General features: G+C 64.8%; 20 protein-coding genes. 9 read left to right on the forward strand and 11 right to left on the reverse strand.

Annotated elements, in window-relative coordinates; genetic code table 11:
• The first annotated feature begins 75 nt into the window (after positions 1-75).
• The 4 genes from ilvC to leuA all read left to right on the forward strand — a co-directional run bounded on the left by ilvC (position 76) and on the right by leuA (position 4,315).
• On the forward strand, positions 76-1,095 hold the full coding sequence (ilvC, locus tag ACP7BY_RS00870; protein ID WP_137902579.1) for a ketol-acid reductoisomerase: 1,020 nt from the start codon (positions 76-78) through the stop codon (positions 1,093-1,095).
• 129 nt (positions 1,096-1,224) lie between these two features.
• Entirely contained in the window at positions 1,225-1,854 is a 630-nt protein-coding gene (locus tag ACP7BY_RS00875; protein ID WP_137902578.1) for a YceI family protein, read from the forward strand.
• The gene (locus ACP7BY_RS00880) at positions 1,851-2,492 is read left to right on the forward strand and encodes a TMEM175 family protein (RefSeq protein ID WP_231565090.1); all 642 of its coding nucleotides are present in this window, start codon (positions 1,851-1,853) and stop codon (positions 2,490-2,492) included. The genes ACP7BY_RS00875 and ACP7BY_RS00880 overlap by 4 nt, the downstream gene beginning before the upstream one ends.
• 164 nt (positions 2,493-2,656) lie before the next feature.
• Entirely contained in the window at positions 2,657-4,315 is a 1,659-nt protein-coding gene (gene leuA, locus ACP7BY_RS00885; protein ID WP_033965006.1) for a 2-isopropylmalate synthase, read from the forward strand.
• Between the two features lie 127 nt (positions 4,316-4,442).
• Here leuA and ACP7BY_RS00890 read toward each other — a convergent pair whose 3' ends face one another.
• From ACP7BY_RS00890 to folE, 3 genes are read right to left on the reverse strand one after another with little or no spacing between them, the layout of a single operon-like run.
• A complete protein-coding gene (locus ACP7BY_RS00890) occupies positions 4,443-4,799 on the reverse strand; it encodes a dihydroneopterin aldolase (protein ID WP_126845723.1) in 357 nt (118 codons plus the stop codon).
• Positions 4,796-5,554 (reverse strand): SDR family oxidoreductase, encoded by a 759-nt coding sequence (locus tag ACP7BY_RS00895; protein ID WP_081988716.1) that lies wholly within the window; start codon positions 5,552-5,554, stop codon positions 4,796-4,798. The genes ACP7BY_RS00890 and ACP7BY_RS00895 overlap by 4 nt, the downstream gene beginning before the upstream one ends.
• Positions 5,548-6,168, reverse strand: coding sequence for a GTP cyclohydrolase I FolE (gene folE / locus ACP7BY_RS00900; protein WP_033965008.1), 621 nt, complete (start codon positions 6,166-6,168; stop codon positions 5,548-5,550). The genes ACP7BY_RS00895 and folE overlap by 7 nt, the downstream gene beginning before the upstream one ends.
• A 239-nt stretch (positions 6,169-6,407) precedes the next feature.
• On the opposite strand from folE, the gene ACP7BY_RS00905 reads away from it, so the two are divergent.
• Both ACP7BY_RS00905 and ACP7BY_RS00910 read left to right on the forward strand, forming a co-directional pair.
• Complete coding sequence (locus tag ACP7BY_RS00905; RefSeq protein ID WP_033965010.1) at positions 6,408-9,041, forward strand: TonB-dependent receptor; 2,634 nt, start codon at positions 6,408-6,410, stop codon at positions 9,039-9,041.
• Between the two features lie 193 nt (positions 9,042-9,234).
• Complete coding sequence (locus tag ACP7BY_RS00910) at positions 9,235-9,516, forward strand: SWIB/MDM2 domain-containing protein (RefSeq protein WP_010403256.1); 282 nt, start codon at positions 9,235-9,237, stop codon at positions 9,514-9,516.
• Positions 9,517-9,751: 235 nt separating this feature from the next.
• On the opposite strand, the gene rmuC is transcribed toward ACP7BY_RS00910, so the two are convergent.
• Positions 9,752-11,239: a DNA recombination protein RmuC gene (gene rmuC / locus ACP7BY_RS00915; RefSeq protein WP_033966976.1), complete on the reverse strand. Its 1,488-nt coding sequence runs from the start codon at positions 11,237-11,239 to the stop codon at positions 9,752-9,754.
• 95 nt (positions 11,240-11,334) lie between these two features.
• Here rmuC and ACP7BY_RS00920 point away from each other — a divergent pair, with 95 nt between their 5' ends.
• Positions 11,335-12,999 carry a formate--tetrahydrofolate ligase gene (locus ACP7BY_RS00920; protein WP_137902577.1) on the forward strand — a complete coding sequence of 555 codons (1,665 nt, stop codon included), beginning with the start codon at positions 11,335-11,337 and terminating at the stop codon, positions 12,997-12,999.
• Positions 13,000-13,132: 133 nt separating this feature from the next.
• Here ACP7BY_RS00920 and def read toward each other — a convergent pair whose 3' ends face one another.
• On the reverse strand, positions 13,133-13,663 hold the full coding sequence (gene def, locus ACP7BY_RS00925) for a peptide deformylase (RefSeq protein WP_033966977.1): 531 nt from the start codon (positions 13,661-13,663) through the stop codon (positions 13,133-13,135).
• Positions 13,664-13,824: 161 nt separating this feature from the next.
• Positions 13,825-14,421 carry a recombination mediator RecR gene (recR, locus tag ACP7BY_RS00930; protein WP_010403262.1) on the reverse strand — a complete coding sequence of 199 codons (597 nt, stop codon included), beginning with the start codon at positions 14,419-14,421 and terminating at the stop codon, positions 13,825-13,827.
• Positions 14,422-14,581: 160 nt separating this feature from the next.
• On the opposite strand from recR, the gene fmt reads away from it, so the two are divergent.
• Positions 14,582-15,586, forward strand: a complete 1,005-nt coding sequence (gene fmt, locus ACP7BY_RS00935; RefSeq protein ID WP_137902576.1) for a methionyl-tRNA formyltransferase — start codon at positions 14,582-14,584, stop codon at positions 15,584-15,586.
• Complete coding sequence (gene truA / locus ACP7BY_RS00940; RefSeq protein WP_033966913.1) at positions 15,583-16,323, forward strand: tRNA pseudouridine(38-40) synthase TruA; 741 nt, start codon at positions 15,583-15,585, stop codon at positions 16,321-16,323. Before fmt ends, truA begins: the two co-directional genes overlap by 4 nt.
• 3 nt (positions 16,324-16,326) lie before the next feature.
• Here the strand turns inward: truA and ACP7BY_RS00945 are convergent, their stop codons facing one another.
• Genes ACP7BY_RS00945 through ACP7BY_RS00965 form a run of 5 tightly spaced genes read right to left on the reverse strand, consistent with a single transcriptional unit; the run spans position 16,327 to position 21,749 of the window.
• Positions 16,327-17,505 (reverse strand): class I SAM-dependent RNA methyltransferase, encoded by a 1,179-nt coding sequence (locus ACP7BY_RS00945; protein ID WP_137902575.1) that lies wholly within the window; start codon positions 17,503-17,505, stop codon positions 16,327-16,329.
• Complete coding sequence (locus tag ACP7BY_RS00950; protein WP_137902574.1) at positions 17,502-18,899, reverse strand: NAD(P)H-hydrate dehydratase; 1,398 nt, start codon at positions 18,897-18,899, stop codon at positions 17,502-17,504. Before ACP7BY_RS00950 ends, ACP7BY_RS00945 begins: the two co-directional genes overlap by 4 nt.
• The gene (locus tag ACP7BY_RS00955) at positions 18,896-19,276 is read right to left on the reverse strand and encodes a hypothetical protein (RefSeq protein WP_231565327.1); all 381 of its coding nucleotides are present in this window, start codon (positions 19,274-19,276) and stop codon (positions 18,896-18,898) included. The genes ACP7BY_RS00950 and ACP7BY_RS00955 overlap by 4 nt, the downstream gene beginning before the upstream one ends.
• Positions 19,277-19,283: 7 nt before the next feature.
• On the reverse strand, positions 19,284-21,005 hold the full coding sequence (gene ilvD / locus ACP7BY_RS00960) for a dihydroxy-acid dehydratase (RefSeq protein WP_137902573.1): 1,722 nt from the start codon (positions 21,003-21,005) through the stop codon (positions 19,284-19,286).
• Positions 21,006-21,014: 9 nt separating this feature from the next.
• Positions 21,015-21,749, reverse strand: coding sequence for an N-formylglutamate amidohydrolase (locus ACP7BY_RS00965; RefSeq protein WP_033966915.1), 735 nt, complete (start codon positions 21,747-21,749; stop codon positions 21,015-21,017).
• Between the last annotated feature and the right edge of the window lie 88 nt (positions 21,750-21,837).

Here is a 21,837-nt window from a genome sequence, read left to right on the forward strand (position 1 = left end):
TCCGACGAGGCGGCTAAGCCACCACGTCTTCGTATCCTCTCCCACGGGGAGAGGGCTTTGATAGGGAACCAAAGAATGCGCGTTTATTATGATGCCGATGCCGACCTGAACCTGATCACCGACAAGAAGATCGCGATCGTCGGTTATGGCAGCCAGGGCCATGCCCATGCCCAGAACCTGCGCGATTCGGGCGTCAAGGAGATCGCCATCGCGCTGCGCGCTGGTTCGACGACGGCCAAGAAGGCGACCGATGCGGGCTTCAAGGTGATGACCAATGCCGAGGCCGCCGCCTGGGCAGACATCACCATGATCCTCGCGCCCGACGAGCATCAGGCCGCCATTTATGCCGACGATCTCCACGCCAACCTGAAGCAGGGCGCGACGATCGCGTTCGCGCACGGCCTCAACGTGCATTTCGGTCTGATCGAGCCGCGCGCCGATCTCGACGTCATCATGATCGCGCCCAAGGGCCCCGGCCACACAGTGCGCAGCGAATATGTGCGCGGCGGCGGCGTTCCGTGCCTGATCGCGATCCATCAGGACAAGAGCGGCAACGCGCACGACATCGGCCTCGCTTATGCCTCGGGCGTCGGCGGCGGTCGCTCGGGCATTATCGAGACCAACTTCAAGGAAGAGTGCGAAACCGATCTGTTCGGCGAGCAGGCCGTACTGTGCGGCGGCATCACCCACCTCATCCAGGCCGGCTTCGAAACACTGGTCGAAGCGGGCTATGCCCCGGAAATGGCCTATTTCGAGTGCCTGCACGAGACCAAGCTGATCGTCGATCTGCTCTATGAAGGCGGCATCGCCAACATGCGCTATTCGATCAGCAATACCGCTGAATATGGCGACATCGTCACCGGCCCGCGCATCATCACCGATGCGACCAAGGCCGAGATGAAGCGCGTGCTCGCCGACATCCAGTCGGGCCGTTTCGTCAAGAACTTCGTGCTCGACAACCGCGCCGGCCAGCCCGAACTCAAGGCCGCGCGCAAGCAGGCCGCCGCGCATCCGATCGAGAAGGTCGGCACGGAGCTGCGCGCGATGATGCCGTGGATCGGTGCCAACAAGCTGGTGGACCAGACCAAGAACTGAGCCGCGTTTCCTTCGGCTATGGTGGAGGGCGCATCACGCGCCCTCCACGAAACGGATCGTTGCCGAAACAGCGTTTGACGCTGCCACCCGTTGCGCCGCACTTGGGGGCCACGTAACAGGAGAACCGCAATGCGTCTTACCCATCTCTACGCCGCTACCGCCGCCGTGCTGCTCCTTGGTGCACCCGTCATCGCACAGATGGCACCGCCCGAGATGTTGCACGGTGCAGGCACTGTCGCGGACATCAAGGCCGGCACCTATGCGGTCGAGCCACACCACACCCAGGTGACTTTCAGCGTCAGCCATTTCGGCATTTCGCCTTATGCCGGCACCTTTTCCGATGCCAGCGGCACGCTGAAGGTCGATCCAGCGAAGCCCGCCGTCACCCAGCTTGACGTGACCCTGCCGATCGCCAGCGTGCAGACCACCAGCGCCAAGCTGACCGAAGAGCTGAAAGCAGCCGACTGGTTCGACGCCGCCAAATTCCCGACCGCGACCTTCCATTCGACCAAGGTCACCCCGCTCAGCGCCGATGCCGTGGCGGTCGATGGCACGCTCACACTGCACGGCGTGACCAAGCCGGTCACCTTCCGCGCAAAGCTGTTCGGTGCGGCCACCAATCCGATGAGCAAGAAAGCTTCGATCGGTTTCCTCGGCCGCATGGTGATCCATCGTTCGGACTTCGGCGTCAGCAAATATGTGCCCGTCGTGTCGGATGAAACCGTGCTGGTCATCAACGCGGCATTCGAGCTTCAGTGAGCCCAACGATCCCCCCGTCCGAGGACACCGAAGGCCGCCCCGGCGTGGGCCGGGTCGAGGCGTTTTCGGACGGGGTGATCGCGATCATCGTCACCATCATGGTACTGGAGCTGCACCCGCCGGTCGCGGCGGGGCTCGATAAGCTGTGGTCGCAATGGCCCGTCTTCTTCGCCTACGCGCTCAGCTATCTCTACGTCGCGCTGTACTGGTCGAACCATCACCGGCTGTTCAGCCATGCAACCGTGGTCAGCAACGGTCTGATCTGGTCGAACATGGCGCTGCTGTTTGCACTGTCGCTGGTGCCGTTCTCGACCGCCTATCTCGGCGAGCAGCATTTCAGCCGCGATGCGACCCTCGTCTATCTCGTTACCATGTTCGTCCCGGCCATCGCTTACGCCTGGCTACAGCGCGTGATCCGCGCAACCGGGGTACAGGGCGCACGCGCCAGCCGCTATCACGTGGCGACGCTGCGCAAGGGCATCGTTGCGATCATCCTGTATCTGGCGGGCATGCCGCTCAGCTTCATCTCGCCCTGGCTCGGCATCGGCTGCGCGATGCTGGTGGCGGTGCTGTGGTTCCTGCCCAACAGTCCTTTCGACCGCCTGTTTGAATCCCGGACTGGACAGCCTACCCCGTGACTTGCTAACGCGCCGCGACCATGACGCAGGCTCTGCTTCTTTCGCTGCTTCGACTTACGCGCCCTTAGGCGCGCCCCTCGCTGCGCGCCCACGGGCTGCGCCGCGACCCGCCTAAGGGACAGACCGCCCCAAACGTCGATCCGCGATACCGAGCGAGACCAACCATGCTGCGTGACCCTTCGACCAAATACCGCCCCTTCCCCACCATCGACTTGCCCGATCGGCGCTGGCCGTCGCAGACGATCGCCACCGCCCCGCGCTGGCTCTCGACCGATCTGCGCGACGGCAACCAGGCGTTGATCGACCCGATGGATGCCGAGAAGAAGACCCGGATGTTCGACCTGATCGTCAAGGTCGGCATCAAGGAAATCGAAGTCGGCTTCCCCGCCGCCGGCGCGACCGAATTCGATTTCATCTCGGGGCTGGTCAAAAGCGGCCGCATCCCCGACGACACCATGATCCAGGTGCTGACCCAGTCGCGCCGCGATTTGATCGAAACCAGCTTCCAGTCGCTGCGCGGCGCGCGCGCAGCGATCGTACATCTCTACAATGCGGTGAGCCCGGCCTGGCGCAAGATCGTGTTCGGCATGACTCGCGCCGAGGTAAAACAGATCGCCATCGACGGTGCGATGATCCTGCGCGACCAGGCCGCCGCCCAGCCCGATACCGACTGGTATTTCGAATATAGCCCGGAAACCTTCTCGACTGCCGAGCTCGATTTCAGCCTCGAGGTTTGCGAGGCGGTGATGGACGTGCTGCGCCCGACGCCCGACCACAAGCTCATCCTCAACCTGCCCGCCACGGTCGAATGCGCGACGCCCAATGTCTATGCCGACCAGATCGAATGGTTCGGCCGCAACATCCGCAACCGCGATTGCGTCGCGCTCAGTCTGCATCCGCATAACGATCGCGGCACCGGCGTCGCCGCCGCAGAACTCGGGCTGATGGCGGGGGCCGACCGCGTCGAGGGTTGCCTGCTCGGCAATGGCGAGCGCACCGGCAATTGCGACCTCGTCACCGTCGCGCTCAATATGTACACGCAAGGGCTTGATCCGAAACTGGACTTTTCGGACATCGACGCGATCGTCAACACCGTTACCTATTGCACACAGCTCCCCGTGCATCCGCGCACGCCTTATGCGGGCGATCTGGTGTTCACCGCCTTCTCGGGCAGCCATCAGGACGCGATCAAGAAGGGCTTTGCTGCGCAGGAAGCCAAGAACGATACGCTGTGGGAAGTTCCCTATCTGCCGATCGACCCGGCCGATCTCGGCCGCAGCTATGAAGCGGTGATCCGCGTCAATTCGCAGTCCGGCAAGGGCGGCGTCGCCTGGGTGATCGAACAGGATAAGGGCCTGAAGCTGCCCAAGCGCCTGCAGGCCGATTTCAGCCGCCACGTCCAGCGTCTGGCCGACGAAACCAGCCGCGAAATGAACGCGAGCGACATTTGGGGCCTGTTCGAGTCCACCTATCTCGCGCGCGGCGAGGACCGCTTCCGTCTGCTCGATTATAATGAGAGCGGCAGCGTCGGTGACCGCCTGTTCGTCGGCCATGTCGCAGTCGATGGCGAGGAACGCTCGATCTCCGGGCGCGGCAATGGCCTGATTTCGGGCGTCATCGCGGCGCTCGGCGAAACCACCGGCCCCCAGCTCGACGTGGTCGATTATAGCGAACATGCCATCGGCCATGGTGCCGATGCGCAGGCCGCGGCCTATGTCGAATGCCGCACGGGCGACGGGCGCACCGTGTTCGGGGTCGGCATCGACGCCGATATCGCCACCGCCAGCGTGCGCGCGGTGCTCAGCGCGGCGAACAGGGCGTAGCGCCCTTCCCGTTCGCCCTGAGCCTGTCGAAGGGCTCGTCTTCGCAGGCCCCAGATCCTCGCTTCAGGCGAGGGGGGCTTCGACGGGCTCAGCCCGAACGGGGCAATGGGACAAGACCGGATGTGCGCTACCGCCCGCGCACAATCTCGCACCCGACCGCAGCATCGGGATACACGTCCGGCTTCGACGTACGCACCGTCACGCGCTCGACGCGCGGGTCTGCAAGACACAGCGCCGCGATCGCCTCGCACAAGGTTTCCTGCAAATGGAAATGGCGGTCGGCGACCAGCGCCTGCACGCCTGCGCGCACGAAATCATAATCGAGCACCGCATCGATGCGGTCTTCGGCGGGGGGCGCGGGATAGACCACCTCCATCCGCACCGACACGATCACGCGCTGCCGCGCCGCCAGTTCGTGCGGATGGATGCCGAGCCCCATCGTCACTTCGAGACCCTCGAGGATGGTGGTGAACCGAACCGTCATACCCGCCCCTCGAACATCACGTCGCGCGCGCGCGGCAGGAAGCGCTGGCCGCAATCGACGTACACAGTCTGCCCCTGCACGCCCCGCGCCTCCAGCAGGAAGGCGACCGCGCGGGCGATATCGACGGGATCGACCGGACGCTGCAACGGGTTCTTGCGCGCCGCTGCGGCAAATTCGGCGTCGCTCTGGTCGGCGCTGGGCAAGGACAGGCCGGGCGACACCGCATTGACGCGGATGCGCGGCCCCAATGCCTGCGCCAGCATCGTCGTCGCGCCCGCAAGGGCGAGCTTGGCGCAGGTATAAGAGAAGAAATCGGGGTTGAGATTGGCGATCTTCTGGTCGAGCAAATTGACCACCGCTCCCTCCGTCAGATCCTGCTGCTCCGCCAGGGCGTTGGCCAGCAGCACCGGGGCCTCGAGATTGACGGCATAATGGTCGCGCAGCAACGCCCGGCCGATGCGCGGCGGCGTGTCATAGTCGAAGAGCGACGCGCTGTTCACCACCGCCGCGAGCGGCCCGCCAAACGCCGCCCGCGCGGCCTCGACCAACGCCCCCGGCACTTCCGCGTCGGACAGATCGCCGGTCAGCACCGTTGAGCCGGGCAAGGCCGCCGACAGCCGGTCCGCATCTTCCGCCGAATGCAGATGATGGATTGCGACGCGCCAGCCCTCGCCCGCCAGATGCCGCGCAATCACCGCCCCAAGGCGACGCGCCGCCCCAGTCACCAGCACGGTGCGCGGCATTGCGATCAGCATCCCATCAAGGCGAGGATTTCCTTGCGGCTGCGTTCGTCGTCGCGGAACACACCCATCATCCGGCTGGTGACCATCGCAACGCCTGGCGTCCGCACCCCGCGCGCAGTCATGCAGGCATGGCTCGCCTCGATCACCACCGCCACACCCAGCGGCTTGAGATTGTCCCAGATGCAATCCGCGACCTCCGCCGTCAGCCGCTCCTGCACTTGCAGGCGGCGGGCAAAGGCGTGGAGTACGCGCGCCAGCTTCGAGATGCCGACGACGTAATTGCCCGGAAGATAGGCGATGTGCGCCTTGCCGATGATCGGGGCCATGTGATGTTCGCAATGCGACTGGAACGGAATGTCCTTCAGCAGCACAATCTCGTCATAGCCGCCCACTTCCTCGAAGATCCGCGCCAGATGGACTGCCGGATCGTCGGCATAGCCCGAACAATATTCCTTCCACGCCCGCGCGACTCGTTGCGGCGTCTCCCGCAAACCCTCGCGCGCGGGGTCGTCCCCGGCCCAGCGGATCAGCGTGCGAACAGCTGCCGCGACCTCCTCCGGCACCGGAATCTTCGCCGGTCCGGCCACCAGATCGCCGTCGCCGCCTGCATCGGAACTATCGTTCATTATCTTCCCTTACCCCGATCCGTGCGATTGACGTTACGGCAAATGCGTTTCGCCGTACTGCAACATGAATTCCAGTCGCCCTGGAAACTGTTCTATTTTGAACACAGCGGGCGAATGCCGCAGTTTCCCTATTATTATGTCATTGACGGGCGATTCAACGACACGCTATTTCACAAACCGTACATTCGAAAACCAGCACCCGACATGAGATTGGGGCTGACCATCAAGGGGATGCCATCATGAAGAAGTTCGAATTGCTTGCAGCGTCGGCTTTGGCGATGCTTTCTGCCACGCCCGCCCTGTCGCAAACCACTCCTCCCCCGGCTCCTGCGCCCCAAACCACGCCCGATGGCGATGACATCGTCGTCACCGCAACCAAGCGCGAGCAGACGTTGCTCGATACGCCTGTTGCAGTGTCGGTAACCAGTGGCGCAACGATCGAGCAAGCGCAAATTCGCGATCTGAAGGATTTGCAAAGCGTCGTGCCGTCGCTGCGCGTCAATCAGCTCCAGAGCTCGGCGAACACCAACTTCATCATCCGCGGCTTTGGCAACGGTGCCAACAATGCCGGGATCGAGCCTTCGGTCGGCGTATTCATCGACGGCGTGTACCGCTCGCGATCGGCCGCGCAGATTTCCGATTTGCCCAACCTGAAGCGCATCGAAGTGCTCCGCGGCCCGCAATCGACGCTGTTCGGCAAGAATGCCTCGGCGGGCATCATCAGCATCGTCACCGCCGAGCCCGCCTTCAAATTCGCGGGCAATGCCGAGGCGACCTATGGCAATTACAACGCCGTCGTCCTGAAGGCGGCCGTCACCGGTCCCATCAGCGATACGCTCGCCTTCAGCATCGGCGGCAATTACAACCGTCGCGACGGGTACGCCTATGACGCCTTGCAGAAGACCAACGTCAACGATCGCAACCGCTGGGGCGTTCGCGGGCAATTGCTGTTCCAGCCGAGCGCCGATTTCAAGATCCGCGTGATCGGCGATTACGACAAGATCGACGAAAACTGCTGCGTGGCCGGCAACCTCATCAATGGGTCCACCGGAGCGATCGTCCAGGCGCTGGCCGGCGGCAACGGGATCGATCCGCAGAACGTGTTCTCGTACAAGGTGTACAACAACTTCCTGTCGAGCAACAAAATCGAGAATTACGGCGGATCGGTTCAGGCCGATTACAACCTCGGAAAGGTCGCACTGACCTCGATCACCGCCTATCGCGAAGTGAAGAGTGCCACCAACCAGGATTCGGATTTCACCGGTGCCGATCTGATCGGGCGGAATTCGGCCAATGTCGGGATCGATACGTTCACGCAGGAACTGCGTCTCGCCACCGATTTCGAGGGACCGCTCAACTTCCTGCTCGGCGGCTTCTATTTCAACGAAAAGATCAACCAGAAGAACCAGATCACGTTCGGTTCGCAATTCCGCCCCTATGGCAATGCGCTGATCCAGGGCGCGACCGGTGGTGCATTGAGCGTCGCCACGCTGGAAACGACCTTTGGCGCGCTTGAAGGGAATCCGGCGAAATATACCGGCACCTTCTTCCGCACCGGCGACGGCCTGAACGAATCCTATGCGCTGAAGGACGAATCCTTCTCGATCTTCGGCACCGCCGATTTCAAGCCGGTCGACCGGCTGACGCTCACCGCCGGGTTCAACTATACCGACGACCGCAAGCACTTCTCGACCAACGTTGTCAGCACCGACGTATTTTCCGGCATCAACTTCGATGCGCCGCAATATGCGCCGTTCCGCAACCAGTTGCTCTACCAGGGCGGCCTCGCCCAATTGATCGGTACGCAATTGGGTCTTGGCCGCTCGGCCACCGCAGCCGAGATCGGGGCGTTCGCAGGTGCCAATCCGGCGGCCTTCAGTGCGATCAACGCAGGTGCGCAGGCCAACGCCAACGCCAATCAGAACAACCCTGCGGCCAACCCGCTCGCGGCGCTGCGCCCGCTGCAATTCCTGCCGCCGTTCCAGAACGTGCCCAACGCGGTCGAACCCGGCAAGACCAGCGACAGCAACTTCTCCTACACGTTGCGCGCGGCGTACAAGCTCGACAACCACCTGAACGCCTATGTCACCTATGCGACGGGTTTCAAGGCGAGCTCGGTCAACCTCTCGCGCGACAGCCGCCCGACTGCGGCGGATCTCGTCGCGCTGCGTACTGCCGGGCTTGCCGTCGTCAATCTCAGCTCGGGCTCGCGTTTTGCAGGCCCTGAAAAGTCGCGCGTGATCGAAGGCGGCATCAAGGGACAATATCGCAACTTCGCCTTCAACATGGCGGTGTTCCAGCAGCAGATTACCGGTTTCCAGAGCAACGTCTTCACCGGCACCGGCTTCTCGTTGCTCAACGCGCCCAAGCAATCGACCTTCGGGGTCGAGTTCGATGGCAGCGTGACCCCGGTGCCGCGGCTGACGCTCAACGGCGCGGTGACCTATCTCGACCCGAAATACGACTCCTTCCCCAATGGCGGCGCGATCGTCGCGGGCACCTACACGGTCGGGCCGGTCAACCTGTCCGGAACACGCCCGGCCGGCATCCCTGAATTCTCGGCATCGATGGGGGCCACTTATACCCAACCGCTGTCGCACGGGATGAAGCTGTTGCTGCGCGGCGACTTTGATTACCAAACGCCGGTGCAGATCGCCGAAGGCGTCATCACCCTTGAACGCGAGGTCAAGGAACTCAACCTTGCCGCGACGCTGCAGTTCGAGAACGGGCTCGAAGTTTCGGCCTGGGGCCGCAACGTCACCAACAACCACTATATCACGACGATCTTCTCGTCGGTGGCGCAATCGGGCAGCGTTTCGGCCTATCCCAACCAGCCCGTTACCTATGGCGGGACGATCCGCTTCAAATTCTGAGCGACGCTTTTGTGGCGTAACGGCCCGCTTTCCGAACCGGAGAGCGGGCCTTTTTGCGTTACAACCCCGAAACCGACGCATTTCAGGGCATTGTAAGGCGTGACAAGGGCAAAAAGGCAGCGCACAAGGAGCGCAGCGCTATTCAAGGCGTGAAACCGATGTCGGTTGTAACGACACTCAGGAAGGACACATAATGGCCAAGACCCCAACCGCGAAGAGCGATGCGCCCAAGACCGGCGGCATCTTCGCGCCCATCACCCCCTCGGCCGAGCTCGGCGCGATCGTCGGCACCGACAAGCTGCCGCGTAGCGAAGTCATCAGCAAGGTGTGGGCCTATATCAAGGCACACAATCTCCAGAACCCGGAGAACAAGCGCGAGATCGTCGCCGACGAAAAGCTGAAGAAGGTTTTCGGCAAGGACAAGGTGACGATGTTCGAAATGAACAAGCACCTGGCAGGCCACATGAAGGCCTGATCCCTCCTGGATCGCTTTTAAAAGACGTCGGACGCCGGCACCTCCGCAGGGGTGTCGGCGTTTTGCGTGTGTGGGGGGCTTGCTCCTCCCCTTCTTCCTCCCCTCCCTGGAAGGGAGGGGTTGGGGGTGGGTCGGCTGATGGCGAGTGTCACGCTCGATAACGGGCCAACCCACCCCTCAATCCCCTCCCTTCCAGGGAGGGGAGGCAGAGCGCGCAGCGCGGGCGTACACCCCCCTATGTGTTGGCCTCAGCCTCCCCCACCGACACCACACTCGGCTCCGCCAGTTGCAGCGGTTCGCTGTCACTATAGCGCGCCAGCGCTTCGACCGGGGCGACATCCTCCAGCTCGCGCGCGCCGGTTTCGATGTTGAGATCGCGGAACTTGCGCCCCGTCACCATCAGGCGGCCGTTGAACGAGTTGGAGAAGCTGTTGAAATTGTTGACCGCGCTGTTCAACCCCGCACCAACTTTGCGCAAGTCGTCGGCCACCTTCGCCAAACGGTCGTGCATTTCCTTGCCTAGCCGCCCAATCTCGGCGGCTTCCTTGGCCAACCGCTCCTGCCGCCACACCGCCGCCACCGTGCGCGCGATCGCGATAAGATTGGTCGGGGTCGCCAGCAGCACACGCTTTTCAAAGGCGAAATCCCACAGCGTAGGGTCTTGTTCAAGCGCCGCCGACAGGAAATGCTCGCCGGGGACGAACATGATGACATAATCGGGCGCGTCGGCGAACTGGCTCCAATAGGCCTTGTTGCCAAGCCCGTTGACGTGCGCGCGCATCGCCGCAGCGTGCAGCGCCAGGCCCTTCGCGCGCTCCGCCTCATCGACCGCGCCGAACGCATCCTGATAGGCGTTGAGCGACACCTTGGCGTCAATCACCAGGCTGCGTCCGCCCGGCACGGTGACGATCGCATCGGGGCGCAACCGCCCGCCCTCATCGCCGCCCGAAACGGACACTTCGGTCTGAAAATCGGTATGTTCGGACAGGCCGCAGCTTTCGAGCACGTTCTTCAATTGCTGCTCACCCCAGCGCCCGCGCGATTTGGGGGCGTTGCGCAGCGAATTGACCAGCTTGGCCGCTTCCGACGATACCTTTTCCTGGCCGATCCGCAGCCCCTCAAGCTGGCCTTTGAGTTGGTCGAACGCGCTCAACCGCTCGCTCTCGACCTTGGTTACCGCTTCCTCATATTTGAGCAGCCGCTCGCTGACCGGCTGGAGCATCGATTTGAGGTTCTGCCCGGCGGTTTCTTCCGACTGACGGAACCGCTCGTCGGCGCGCTTGAGGAAAACCTCCTGCGCCTCGTTGAGCAATTTGTTCGACACCTCGGCAAATTGCGTGGCGAGCAATTCTTTGGCGTGGAGCAATTCGGCAATGCGCGCCTCATGCGTTTCGCGCACCATTTGGAGGCGGGCTTCGTCGGCCTCGCGCATTTCGGCAAGGCGGCTTTCAAAGGCCGAACTGTGCGTCTTCAACGCGGTGTTTTCGAGCCGCGCGACATCGCGTTCATCGCGAATTGCAGCAAGATCGGTGCGCAATTGCGCGGTTTCTCGCGCCCGTTCCTCGGCACTGGCCAGATCGACGATCGCGCGCTTGAAATCCTCATTGCGCGCATCGCGCTCGGCGCGGGCCTGCGCCGTACCGCGAATCCCGAGCAGGAAACCGATCGCCAGGCCAACCAGCAGGGCCGCCACTCCAAACAAGGCCATCGTCACACCGGTCATACGAACTCTTTCTGGAACATTCTGCGAACCTGTAGCTTGGGCGACCAGTGTCGTAAATCCTCCCCCTTTGGGAATGGATTTGTTAGGGCAGTATCATGCTGTCTGACATTGCGATCTCGCGCGCCGCCACCCTGCAACCGATCGGGCAGATCGCCCAACGTGGCGGAATCCCGTCCGAAGCGGTTGAACCCTATGGTCATTTCAAGGCCAAGATCGACCTTTCGCGCCTCCCCGCGTCAACCGCGCAAGGCCGCCTGATCCTGGTCACCGCCATTAGCCCGACCCCGGCGGGCGAAGGCAAGTCGACAACGTCGGTCGGCCTCGCCGATGCGCTGAACCGCACCGGGCGCAAGACGATGCTGGCGCTGCGCGAACCGTCGCTTGGTCCCTGTTTCGGCACCAAGGGCGGCGCGACCGGCGGCGGCTATGCGCAAGTGGTGCCGATGGAGGACATCAACCTCCATTTCACCGGCGATTTCCATGCGATCACCAGCGCGCACAATTTGCTGGCCGCGATGATCGACAACCATGTCCATTGGGGCAATGCGCTCGATATCGACGTGCGGCGGATCGTGTGGCGGCGCGTGCTCGACATGAACGACCGGGCCTTGCGCGACATCGCCCAGTCGCTCGGCGGGCCCGCCAATGGCTACCCGCGCGAAAGCGGGTTCGACATTACCGTCGCGTCCGAGGTGATGGCAATTCTGTGCCTGGCCAGTGACTTACACGATCTGGAAGCCCGGCTAGGGCGAATCGTCGTCGCCTATACGCGCGACCGGCGGCCGGTAACCGCGCGTGACCTCAAGGCCGATGGCGCGATGGCGGTGTTGCTGGCACAGGCGATCAAGCCCAACCTCGTCCAGACGCTGGAGGGCACCCCTGCCCTCATCCACGGCGGCCCGTTCGCCAATATCGCGCATGGCTGCAATTCGGTGATCGCCACGCGCACCGCGCTGGGCCTCGCCGATTATGTGGTGACCGAGGCCGGGTTCGGCGCCGATCTCGGCGCGGAAAAGTTCTTCGACATCAAGTGCCGCCAGGCCGCCTTGAAGCCCGCCGCCGCGGTGATCGTGGCGACGGTGCGCGCGCTGAAGATGCATGGCGGCGTCGCCAAGGCCGATCTCGGCGCGCCCGATGCGGAGGCGGTGCGACGCGGTGGCGTCAATCTCGCCCGCCATATCGAGAATGTCCGAGCCTTCGGGGTGCCGGTGGTGGTGGCGGTCAACCGCTTCGATGGCGATACCCCCGATGAATTTGCGGTGATCGAGCAGATTGCCGCCGAGCAGGGCTGCAACGCGGTGCTATGTACGCATTGGGCCGAGGGCGGCACCGGGGCCGAAGCACTGGCCGAGGCGGTGGTGGCGCTGTGCGACCACAATGCCGGTCAGTTCGCGCCGCTCTATTCGGACGAACTATCGCTGTTCGACAAGATCAACACCGTCGCCACCCGCATCTACCGCGCGGAAGAAGCGATTGCCGATGCCTCGGTCCACGCGCAGCTCGCCCGCTGGGAAGCTGCGGGTTTCGGTCATTTGCCGGTATGCATGGCGAAGACGCAGTACAGCTTCTCGACCGACCCGGCCAAGCTCGGCGCGCCGACCGGCCATGTCGTGCCGGTGCGCGAGGTGCGATTGAGCGCGGGTGCCGGCTTCGTCGTGGCAATCTGCGGGGAGATCATGACCATGCCCGGCCTGCCGCGCGTTCCGGCGGCGGAGGGGATCCGGTTCGGGGCCGGGGGCGAGATTGAAGGGCTGTTCTAACCTCTCCCTCTCCCCTTCAGGGGAAAGGGCAAGCTAGGCGAAGCCGAAGCGCGGAAGAGCGGCAGTCTAGACCGCAACGGTTGTTACTGCCTCTCTCCCCGACCCTCCCCCTGAAGGGGAGAGGGAGAATCGGTCAAGCCGCCTTGCGCTGCTTCGCCAGCTTTTTGAGCAGCATATCGCGCTTCAGCTTGGAGATATGGTCGATGAACAGCACGCCGTTCAGATGGTCGATCTCATGCTGCAACGCCGTCGCCAGCAAACCGTCAAAATCGGCCTCGTGGCGTTCACCCTGCTCGTCGAGCCAGGTGGCGCGGCAGCGCGTCGGGCGCTCGACCTCGGCATATTGCTCGGGGATCGACAGGCAGCCTTCGTTATAGAAGGAGGTTTCCTCGCTCAGCGACAGCAATTCCGGGTTGATATAGACCAGCGGCTTGCGCACCGGCTTGGCATCTTCCGCATCGCTTTCGGGCTCCTGCAGGTCGATCACGACAATGCGCTGCTCGATCGCAACCTGCGTCGCGGCGAGACCGATCCCGCGCGCGGCGTACATCGTGTCGAACATGTCGGACACGATCTTGCGAACGCTATCGTCCACCGTTTCGACGGGCTTGGCGACGGCGCGGAGGCCAGGATGCGGAACTTCAAGGATTTCTAGGACAGCCATTCCTTCGAGCTAGGAAAGCAACAGCCGTCCGTCAAGTTTCGTTCTTCTCCGCGCGGCAGCGCTCAAGAAAAAGAAAGAGTGGTTCGCGCAGAGGCGCAGAGGACGCGGAGAAGGCCATCTCTGCGTCCTCTGCGCCTCTGCGCGAACCCAATCTTCTTAAATTACCCCACCGGTCGGCGCGCGCGCAGTGCCTGGGCCAGCGTGCCTTCATCGAGATAATCGAGTTCGCCGCCCACCGGCAGGCCGTGCGCCAATTGGGTGATGCGCACCGGAAACCGCTCGATCCGCTCGATAATGTAATGTGCCGTGGTCTGCCCCTCCAACGTCGCATTCATCGCCAGCACCACCTCGTCGATCCCGCCCTCAGCAATGCGGCGTACCAGCGAATCGATGGCGAGATCCTCGGGTCGCACGCCCTCCAGCGCCGACAATCTCCCGCCTAGCACATGAAACCGCCCCGGAAACAGCCGCGACCGATCGAGCGCCCATAGATCGGCCACCTCCTCCACCACGCACAGCGCGCGCGCATCGCGGCGCGGATCGGCGCACACGCCACAGGGATTGGTGGTATCGATATTGCCGCAAATCGAACAGGTTGAGAGCCGTTCCTCAACCGCCATCAACGCACTCAGCAACGGCCCCAGCGCCGCCTCGCGCTTCTTCAGCAAGTGCAGCACCGCACGTCGGGCGGAGCGCGGCCCCAGCCCTGGCAATTTGGCGAGGGCCTGTGTCAGCGCTTCGATTTCGGGAGAGGCCATGGAGAACAGATAGGGGGTTGCGCCGCGTTCGTCACCCCGGCGCAGGCCGGGGCCGTCCCGTGGCGCTGAAAACGATCGCCGCGCACCCGACCCAGCGGCCCCGGCCTGCGCCGGGGTGACGGGGCTTGTGTTTGCGGGCCCTCGATCGCAAAGCGCCGCCATGCGGATCATTTTCATGGGAACCCCGGACTTCTCGGTGCCGGTGCTGCAAGCCTTGGTCGATGCCGGGCATGATGTCGTGGCGTCGTACAGCCAGCCCCCGCGCCGCGCCGGGCGGGGCAAGGCGCTCACCCCCTCCCCGGTCCAGGCCCGCGCCGAGGCGCTCGGCATTGCGGTGCGCACGCCGTTCACGCTGCGCGACGCCGAGGCGCAGGCTGAATTTACCGCCTTCGGAGCCGATGTCGCGGTGGTTGCGGCTTATGGATTGATCCTGCCGCGCGCGGTCCTCGATGCCCCTGCGCGCGGGTGCCTCAACGTCCACGCCTCGCTGCTGCCACGGTGGCGCGGGGCGGCCCCCATCCAGCGCGCGATCCTCGCGGGCGACGGCGAAACCGGCGTGTGCATCATGCAGATGGAGGCCGGGCTCGACACCGGACCGGTGCTGCTGCGCGACGCGACCGCGATCGACGGCAAGACCGCAGGCGCGCTGACCGACGAATTGAGCGCGATGGGCGCACGGCTGATGGTGCAGGTGCTGGGCGACTTCGCCGCCTATCCGCCCGCGGTGCAGCCCGAGGACGGCGTCACCTATGCCGCCAAGATCGACAAGGCCGAAGCGCGCATCGACTGGACGCAACCCGCCGACGCGGTCGAGCGGCAAGTGCGCGCCTTCAACCCGGTGCCCGGCGCGTTCTTCGAGTTTCAGGGCGAGCGCATCAAAGTGCTGGCAGCAGACCTTCTCCCTCTCCCCGCAAGCGAGGAGAGGGTGGCCGAGCGCAGCGAGGTCGGGAGAGGGGCAGTCCAGCAGAACGCTGACGATGCGCACAGCCCCTCTCCCCGGCCCTCTCCCCACCAGCGAGCAGGAGAGGTGCTCGACACGCTTCTAACCATCGCCTGCGCCACCGGCGCGATCCGCCCGACCTTGCTGCAACGCGCCGGGCGTGGCGTCATGACCACCGACGAACTCTTGCGCGGCTTCTCCATCCCTGCAGGCACACAGCTTTGACGCGGTTCGCGCTGACGGTCGAGTTCGACGGACGCCCCTATATGGGCTGGCAGCGCCAGCGCCACGGGGCGAGCGTGCAGACCGCGATCGAACGCGCCGCGCAATCCATCACCGGCGAGGAGATCGCCGTCCATGCCGCCGGTCGCACCGATGCCGGCGTTCACGGCCTCGGTATGCGCGCGCATCTCGACCTGACGCGGAACTTCACCCCGTTCCGGCTGATGGAGGCGCTCAACGCCAAGTTACGGCCAGACCCGATCGCGATCCTCGACTGCGAGATCGTTCCCGATGACTGGCACGCGCGCTTTTCATGCATCGGGCGGCATTATGAGTTCCGCATCGTCACCCGCCGCGCGCCGCTGACAGTCGAGCGCGGGCTGGCATGGCGCATCCCCGCCCCGCTCGATGTCGCGGCAATGGCGGACGGTGCCGCGCGGCTGGTCGGGCGGCATGACTTCACCACCTTTCGCTCGGCGCATTGCCAGGCCGACAGCCCGCTGCGCACGCTCGACCGGCTCGATGTGGTGGCGAAAGGCGAGCGGATCAGCGTGTTCGCCTCGGCGCGCTCCTTCCTGCATCATCAGGTGCGCTCGATGGTCGGCTGTCTCGCGCTGGTCGGCGAGGGCAAATGGAGCCCCGACGACATGACCACCGCGCTCGAAGCCCGCGACCGCACCGCACTCGGCTTCAACGCCCCGCCCGACGGCCTGTACTTCCTGCGGGCCGATTATCCTTGATGGCTATCGGCTGAAGCGGGCCGCTAACTCGGCATGGGTCGACCAGCGGAACTGGCCGACCGGCTGCACCCAATCGAGCGTGTAACCACCCTTGCACAAAATCTCCGCATCGCGCGCAAAGCTACTGGGATTGCACGAAACATAGGCGATCACCGGCACCTTTGATGCCGCCAGTTGCGTCACCTGTTCGCGCGCACCCGCACGCGGCGGATCGAGCACGATCGCCTCGAACCGGTCGCATTCCGCACTCGTCAACGGACGCCGGAACAGGTCGCGATGCTCGGCGAACACCGCCCGGCCCGCCTGCGCCGCGCCCGCCTTCAACGCGAAGATCGCATCGCGCCCAGCCTCGGCAGCATACACCTTGCCCGGCAGCGACAGCGCCAGCGTGCCCAGCCCGGCGAACAGATCCGCGCTCACCCGCACTGCGCCAATTGCCTCGCGCACCGCCGCAACCAGGCTCGCCTCGCCCTCGCGCGTCGCTTGCAGGAAGCTGCCCGAGGGAAAGGGCACCGCCACACCACCGAGCGTGATCGTCACCGCCTCAGGCTCCCAGCGCGTTTCGGGGCCGATCCCGTCATCGACCGCCAAGCGCGCAATACCGTGCGTGCCGCAAAACGCCGTGATCCCTTCGGCAATCGCCAGCCCCTCGGCCAGCTTGCCCTCGATCAGCAGATCGATGCCCTGATCGACCTCGGTCAAATGCAGCCGCGCCCGCCCCTTCAGTGCCCGCGCGAGCAGTTTGCGCAAGGGCGCCAGCACCGCGAACAGCGCAGGCGTCAGGATCCAGCATTCCTGCACATCGACGATCGCATGGCTGGCGGGTTCGCTGAACCCCAACCGGACCGCACCGCCCTTGACCTCGGCATGGAGCGCCGCACGCCGCCGCGTGCGGTCGGGGGACAGTGAAGGCGGTCGAAGCGGTGCCGTCAGCCCCTGGGCGGCGAGGGCACCCGATATGCGATCGGTGAGGAAATCGGCATAGCTTGCGTCATCGAGATGCTGGAGCTGGCACCCACCGCACACCGGAAAGTGGCGGCATGGCGGCGTCTGGTGGCGCGGCCCCGGAATCACGAGATTGTCGGGCGTCAGCGTATCGCCCGGCGCGGCGAAGGCAGCATGGCGACCATCGGCGGTGACACCGTCGCCGCGCGCGGCCACCCGAACAATCACATCGCTCACAACGCCGCCCTTATTACCGATATTTCACGCGCCAAGTCGTCCGCCAGAAACGCCCCGCCCAACCGCCGCGCGGCCGCGCCGTGCATCCACACCGCTGCCGCCGCGCGCGCTGGCGTCCCCAGCGGCGAATCGCTTGCCGCCAACGCGGCGACCGCCCCCGCCAGCACGTCACCCGTGCCTGCGGTCGAAAGCCAGGACGAGCCATGCGGAGCCATCACCACGCTGCCATCGGGATCAGCGATGACCGTGTCCGCGCCCTTGAACACCACCACCGCCCCCGATGAGGCTGCGGCGGACCGTGCCGCCTCGATCTTGCTGCCGCTCCACGCGCCGAACGCCGCAACAAATTCGCCGCCATGCGGGGTCAGGATCGTCGGCGCTTTCCGATCATGAAAGGTCCGTCCGTCCAGCAAATGCAGCGCATCGCCATCGAGCACCAGCGGGCGATCGCTTGCCAAAGCCACTGCGAGCTTGGATCGCGCCGCATCGTCGCGCCCGAGACCGGGGCCGATCAGGATCACTCCGATCCGCGCGTCCGCAAGCGCGTCCGGTGCCCAGGCTCGACGCACCAGCGCGTGCGGCGTGTTGGCCGGCAGCGTGTCCGACAGCAACAGCACATAGCCCGCCCCGGCCCGCATCGCCGCCTCCGAAGCGAGCGCGGCGGCTCCGGGCATGATCCCGCCGACCACCGCCACCATCCCGCGCGTATATTTGGTGCTGTCGCTGCCGGGCGCTCGCAGCGTGGGGCGATCGATCACCGTCGCGCGCGCAGCGCTGCGTGTCTCCAGGCCGATCTCCACCAACCGCACGGTTCCACAAGTTTCAGCAGATGCAGCAAGCACATGCACGGGTTTCAACGCACCCAGTGCGAGCGTGATATCGAAGCGGCTGACAGTATCGATCAGCGCCTCGCCCGTGTCGGTGGCGAGGCCGGTCGGCACATCGACCGTGATCGAAAGCCGCGCCGCCTGCACCAGCGCAGCCAGCGGTGCCGCAATGGCATCGTCGACCCGCCGCGACAGCCCCGTCCCGAAAATGGCATCGAGCACAACCGGCGCAGGCGCGGCATCGCCAAGCGCTTCAACCGCCCCATCCCAGCCGCCGCGTGCTTGAATGGCGGCCTCGCTCGTCGGAGCCCCCGTCGCCGCCACGCGTACCGCGACGCCGTTCGCGCGCAGAATCCGCGCCGCGACATAGCCGTCGCCGCCATTATTGCCCGGTCCGCACAGCACCAGCACCGGTGCATCCCCCGCCAGCCGCCGCACCGCCTCAGCCACGCCCGCCCCGGCGCGCTCCATCAGCGCGGCAACGCTGGCTCCCGCATCGATCGCGCGCTGTTCCGCCGCGCGCATTTCGGCGGCGGTCAGGATCGGCTGCCCTGCAATGGGGGTCATGAGGCGGCCGCGGCCTTGCTTTTGACGGTGGCGGGGAGACGATAGCGGTCCCCGCCCAAAGCGACCTCGATCTCGCCATTGGCAATGATCGTCACCACGGCCGTCTCCGCGCCGTCCGCAGCGATGACGCCGCGCCCGTCCTTGGTCACCAACAAGCGGTGGAACGCCCCGTCGGGGTGGCGCACGGTCAGCACCAGCCCGGCATCGGTTTCGCTTCGGTCGACCGTGCAGGTCCGCGCGAAATCGGCGGAACCGCGCTCCGCGCAGACGATGTTCCCGCTATCGTCGCGCGCCTGGCGCTGCTCCGCCTCGATCTTGGCGAGTGTGGCGTGGTCGGTGCGTTGCTCGCCGCACGCGGCGAGCGAAAAGGCCAGCAATATTAGACTAGATATCCGCGTAGACATGAGTTTCGGCGCTGGCTCCCGGGTGCGTGACCGCGCCCTTATAGGCAGGCCCGACCGTCTGGGAATAGCGCCACAGCGCGCCCGCCTGGTAATCATTGACGCGCGGCACCCATGCCGCCTTGCGGGCGGCCAGCGTTTCCGGGGTGACATCAAGGTCGATCGTGCCCGCTTCGGCATCGATGCGGATGATGTCACCGTCTTCGACCAGCCCGATTGGCCCGCCTTCGGCGGCTTCCGGCCCGACATGGCCGATGCAGAAGCCGCGCGTGCCGCCCGAGAAGCGACCGTCGGTGATCAACGCGACCTTTTCACCCAGCCCAAGACCGTAAAGCGCGGCGGTGGTCGACAGCATCTCACGCATGCCGGGGCCGCCCTTGGGGCCTTCATAGCGGATGATGATGACTTCGCCCTCGTTGATCTGGCGCGCCTCGACCGCCGCGAAACAATCCTCTTCACAATCGAACACGCGGGCCGGGCCGGTGAACTGCAACCGGTGCATCCCCGCGACCTTCACGATCGCGCCATCGGGGGCGAGCGTGCCGCGCAGACCGACCACACCGCCGGTCGCCGACAGCGGTGCCTTGACGTCGTAAATGACCTTCTGGTCGGGGTTCCAGGTGACCTGATCGATATTCTCGCCGAGCGTCTTGCCCGTCACGGTCAGACAATTGCCGTCGAGGAAGCCGCCTTCGAGCATCGTCTTCATCAGCATGTAGACACCGCCCGCCTCATACATATCCTTGGCGACATACTTACCGCCGGGCTTGAGATCGGCGATATAAGGCGTTGATTTAAAGGCCTCTGCCACATCGAACAAATCAAAGTTGATGCCCGCTTCATTGGCCATCGCGGGCAGATGCAAGGCGGCGTTGGTCGATCCGCCCGTCGCCGCGACAACGCGCGCTGCGTTGATGAAGGCTTCGCGCGTGCAGATGTCGCGCGGGCGAATGTTGCGCGCGATCAGTTCCATCACCTGCTCGCCCGCTGCGATCGCGATCTCGTCGCGGCCGCGATAGGGGGCGGGCATCATGTTGGAATTGGGCAGCGACAGGCCGATCGCCTCACCCACGCACGCCATCGTGTTCGCGGTGAATTGCCCGCCGCACGCGCCGTGCCCGGGGCACGCGACCTTTTCGAGCTCGATCAGTTCCTGCAGCGGACAGCCGCCCGCCGCATATTGGCCGACCGCCTCGAACACATCGACGACGGTGACGTCGCGATCATGGAAGCGACCGGGCAGGATCGATCCGCCATAGACGAAGATGCTCGGCACGTTGAGGCGCAGCATCGCCATCATCATACCCGGCAGCGACTTGTCGCACCCGGCAAAGCCGACGAGCGCGTCATAGCAATGGCCGCGCACGCTGAGCTCGACCGAATCGGCGATCACTTCGCGGCTGACGAGCGAGGATTTCATCCCCTGATGCCCCATGGCGATGCCATCGGTGACGGTGATGGTGTTGAAACGGCGCGGCATTCCGCCGCCGGTGATGACGCCCGCCTGCGCGGCATCGGCCTGTTCGTCCAGCTTGGTGTTGCACGGCGCGGAGTTGTTTCCAGCCGAGGCGAGCGCGACGAACGGCTTGGCGATGTCCGCCTCGGCGATGCCCATCGCATAATAATAGCTGCGATGGGGTGAGCGTTCGGGACCAACCGAAACGTGACGGCTGGGGAGCTTGGCTTTGTCGAAGGTGCGAGTCATGGCGAAAGCCTATGTCGCCAAACCCCCGTTCGACGCAAGTCTGTTACGTATTTCGATCAAAATTGGCGCGAGGATCGTGGTCCAGCGGGCTACCCCTCCCGCGTCGGCGATCAGATCGTTGCGGATTTCGATCGAAAGGCTGGCAATCCCGTTGCCTTCCCCATGCCGGTCGAGCGTCGCGTTGAGCAGGCGGCCCGAATAGGGTTCATTGTCGCCGGTGACCAGGCCCTGCGCCCTCAGCAGCGGCAGCGCGATCTCGGCGGCGCGACGGTCGTTGTTCGACAGGATACCGATTTCCCAGGGACGAACCGCGCCGCTCCCGCTTTCGAGCTGTGGCGTGAAGCTATGGATCGCCGCAAGCAGAACCGGTCGCCGCGCCGCGATCGCGGCGTCGATGGCCTCGTGATAAGGCACATAAAAGCGAGCGATGCGGTCGTCGCGCTCGGCGATGGCATTGCCGGGAATGGCGTGGCCATCGCTGGCGACGGGGATCAAGCCCGGAGACTCGAGCGGGCGGTTGAGGTCGATCACCAGACGCGACACGCTGGCAAGGATGGCCGGTGCATCGAGCGCTTCCGCCAACGCTTCGGTCAGCGCGGCGCTGCCAAGATCGATCGCAATGTGTTTGTCGAGCAAGTCGGGCGCGATGCCGAGCTCGACCCCGACAGGCACCGCGTTCGACGCGTGATCGCAGATCAGCAGAATGTCGCCCGTGGTTGCGGGCAGGATGCGCGGGCCGGTCATGCCGACGAGGGGACGGCGCGGTTGCCCGCGCCGTCCCGCTGCATGGATGGCGCGCGGGGGGACCGTGGACCATCAACGGGCGCTCCGC

The sequence above is a fragment of the Sphingomonas sp. PSPC2-2 genome, from assembly GCF_049897725.1.
Taxonomy (GTDB): Bacteria; Pseudomonadota; Alphaproteobacteria; order Sphingomonadales; family Sphingomonadaceae; genus Sphingomonas.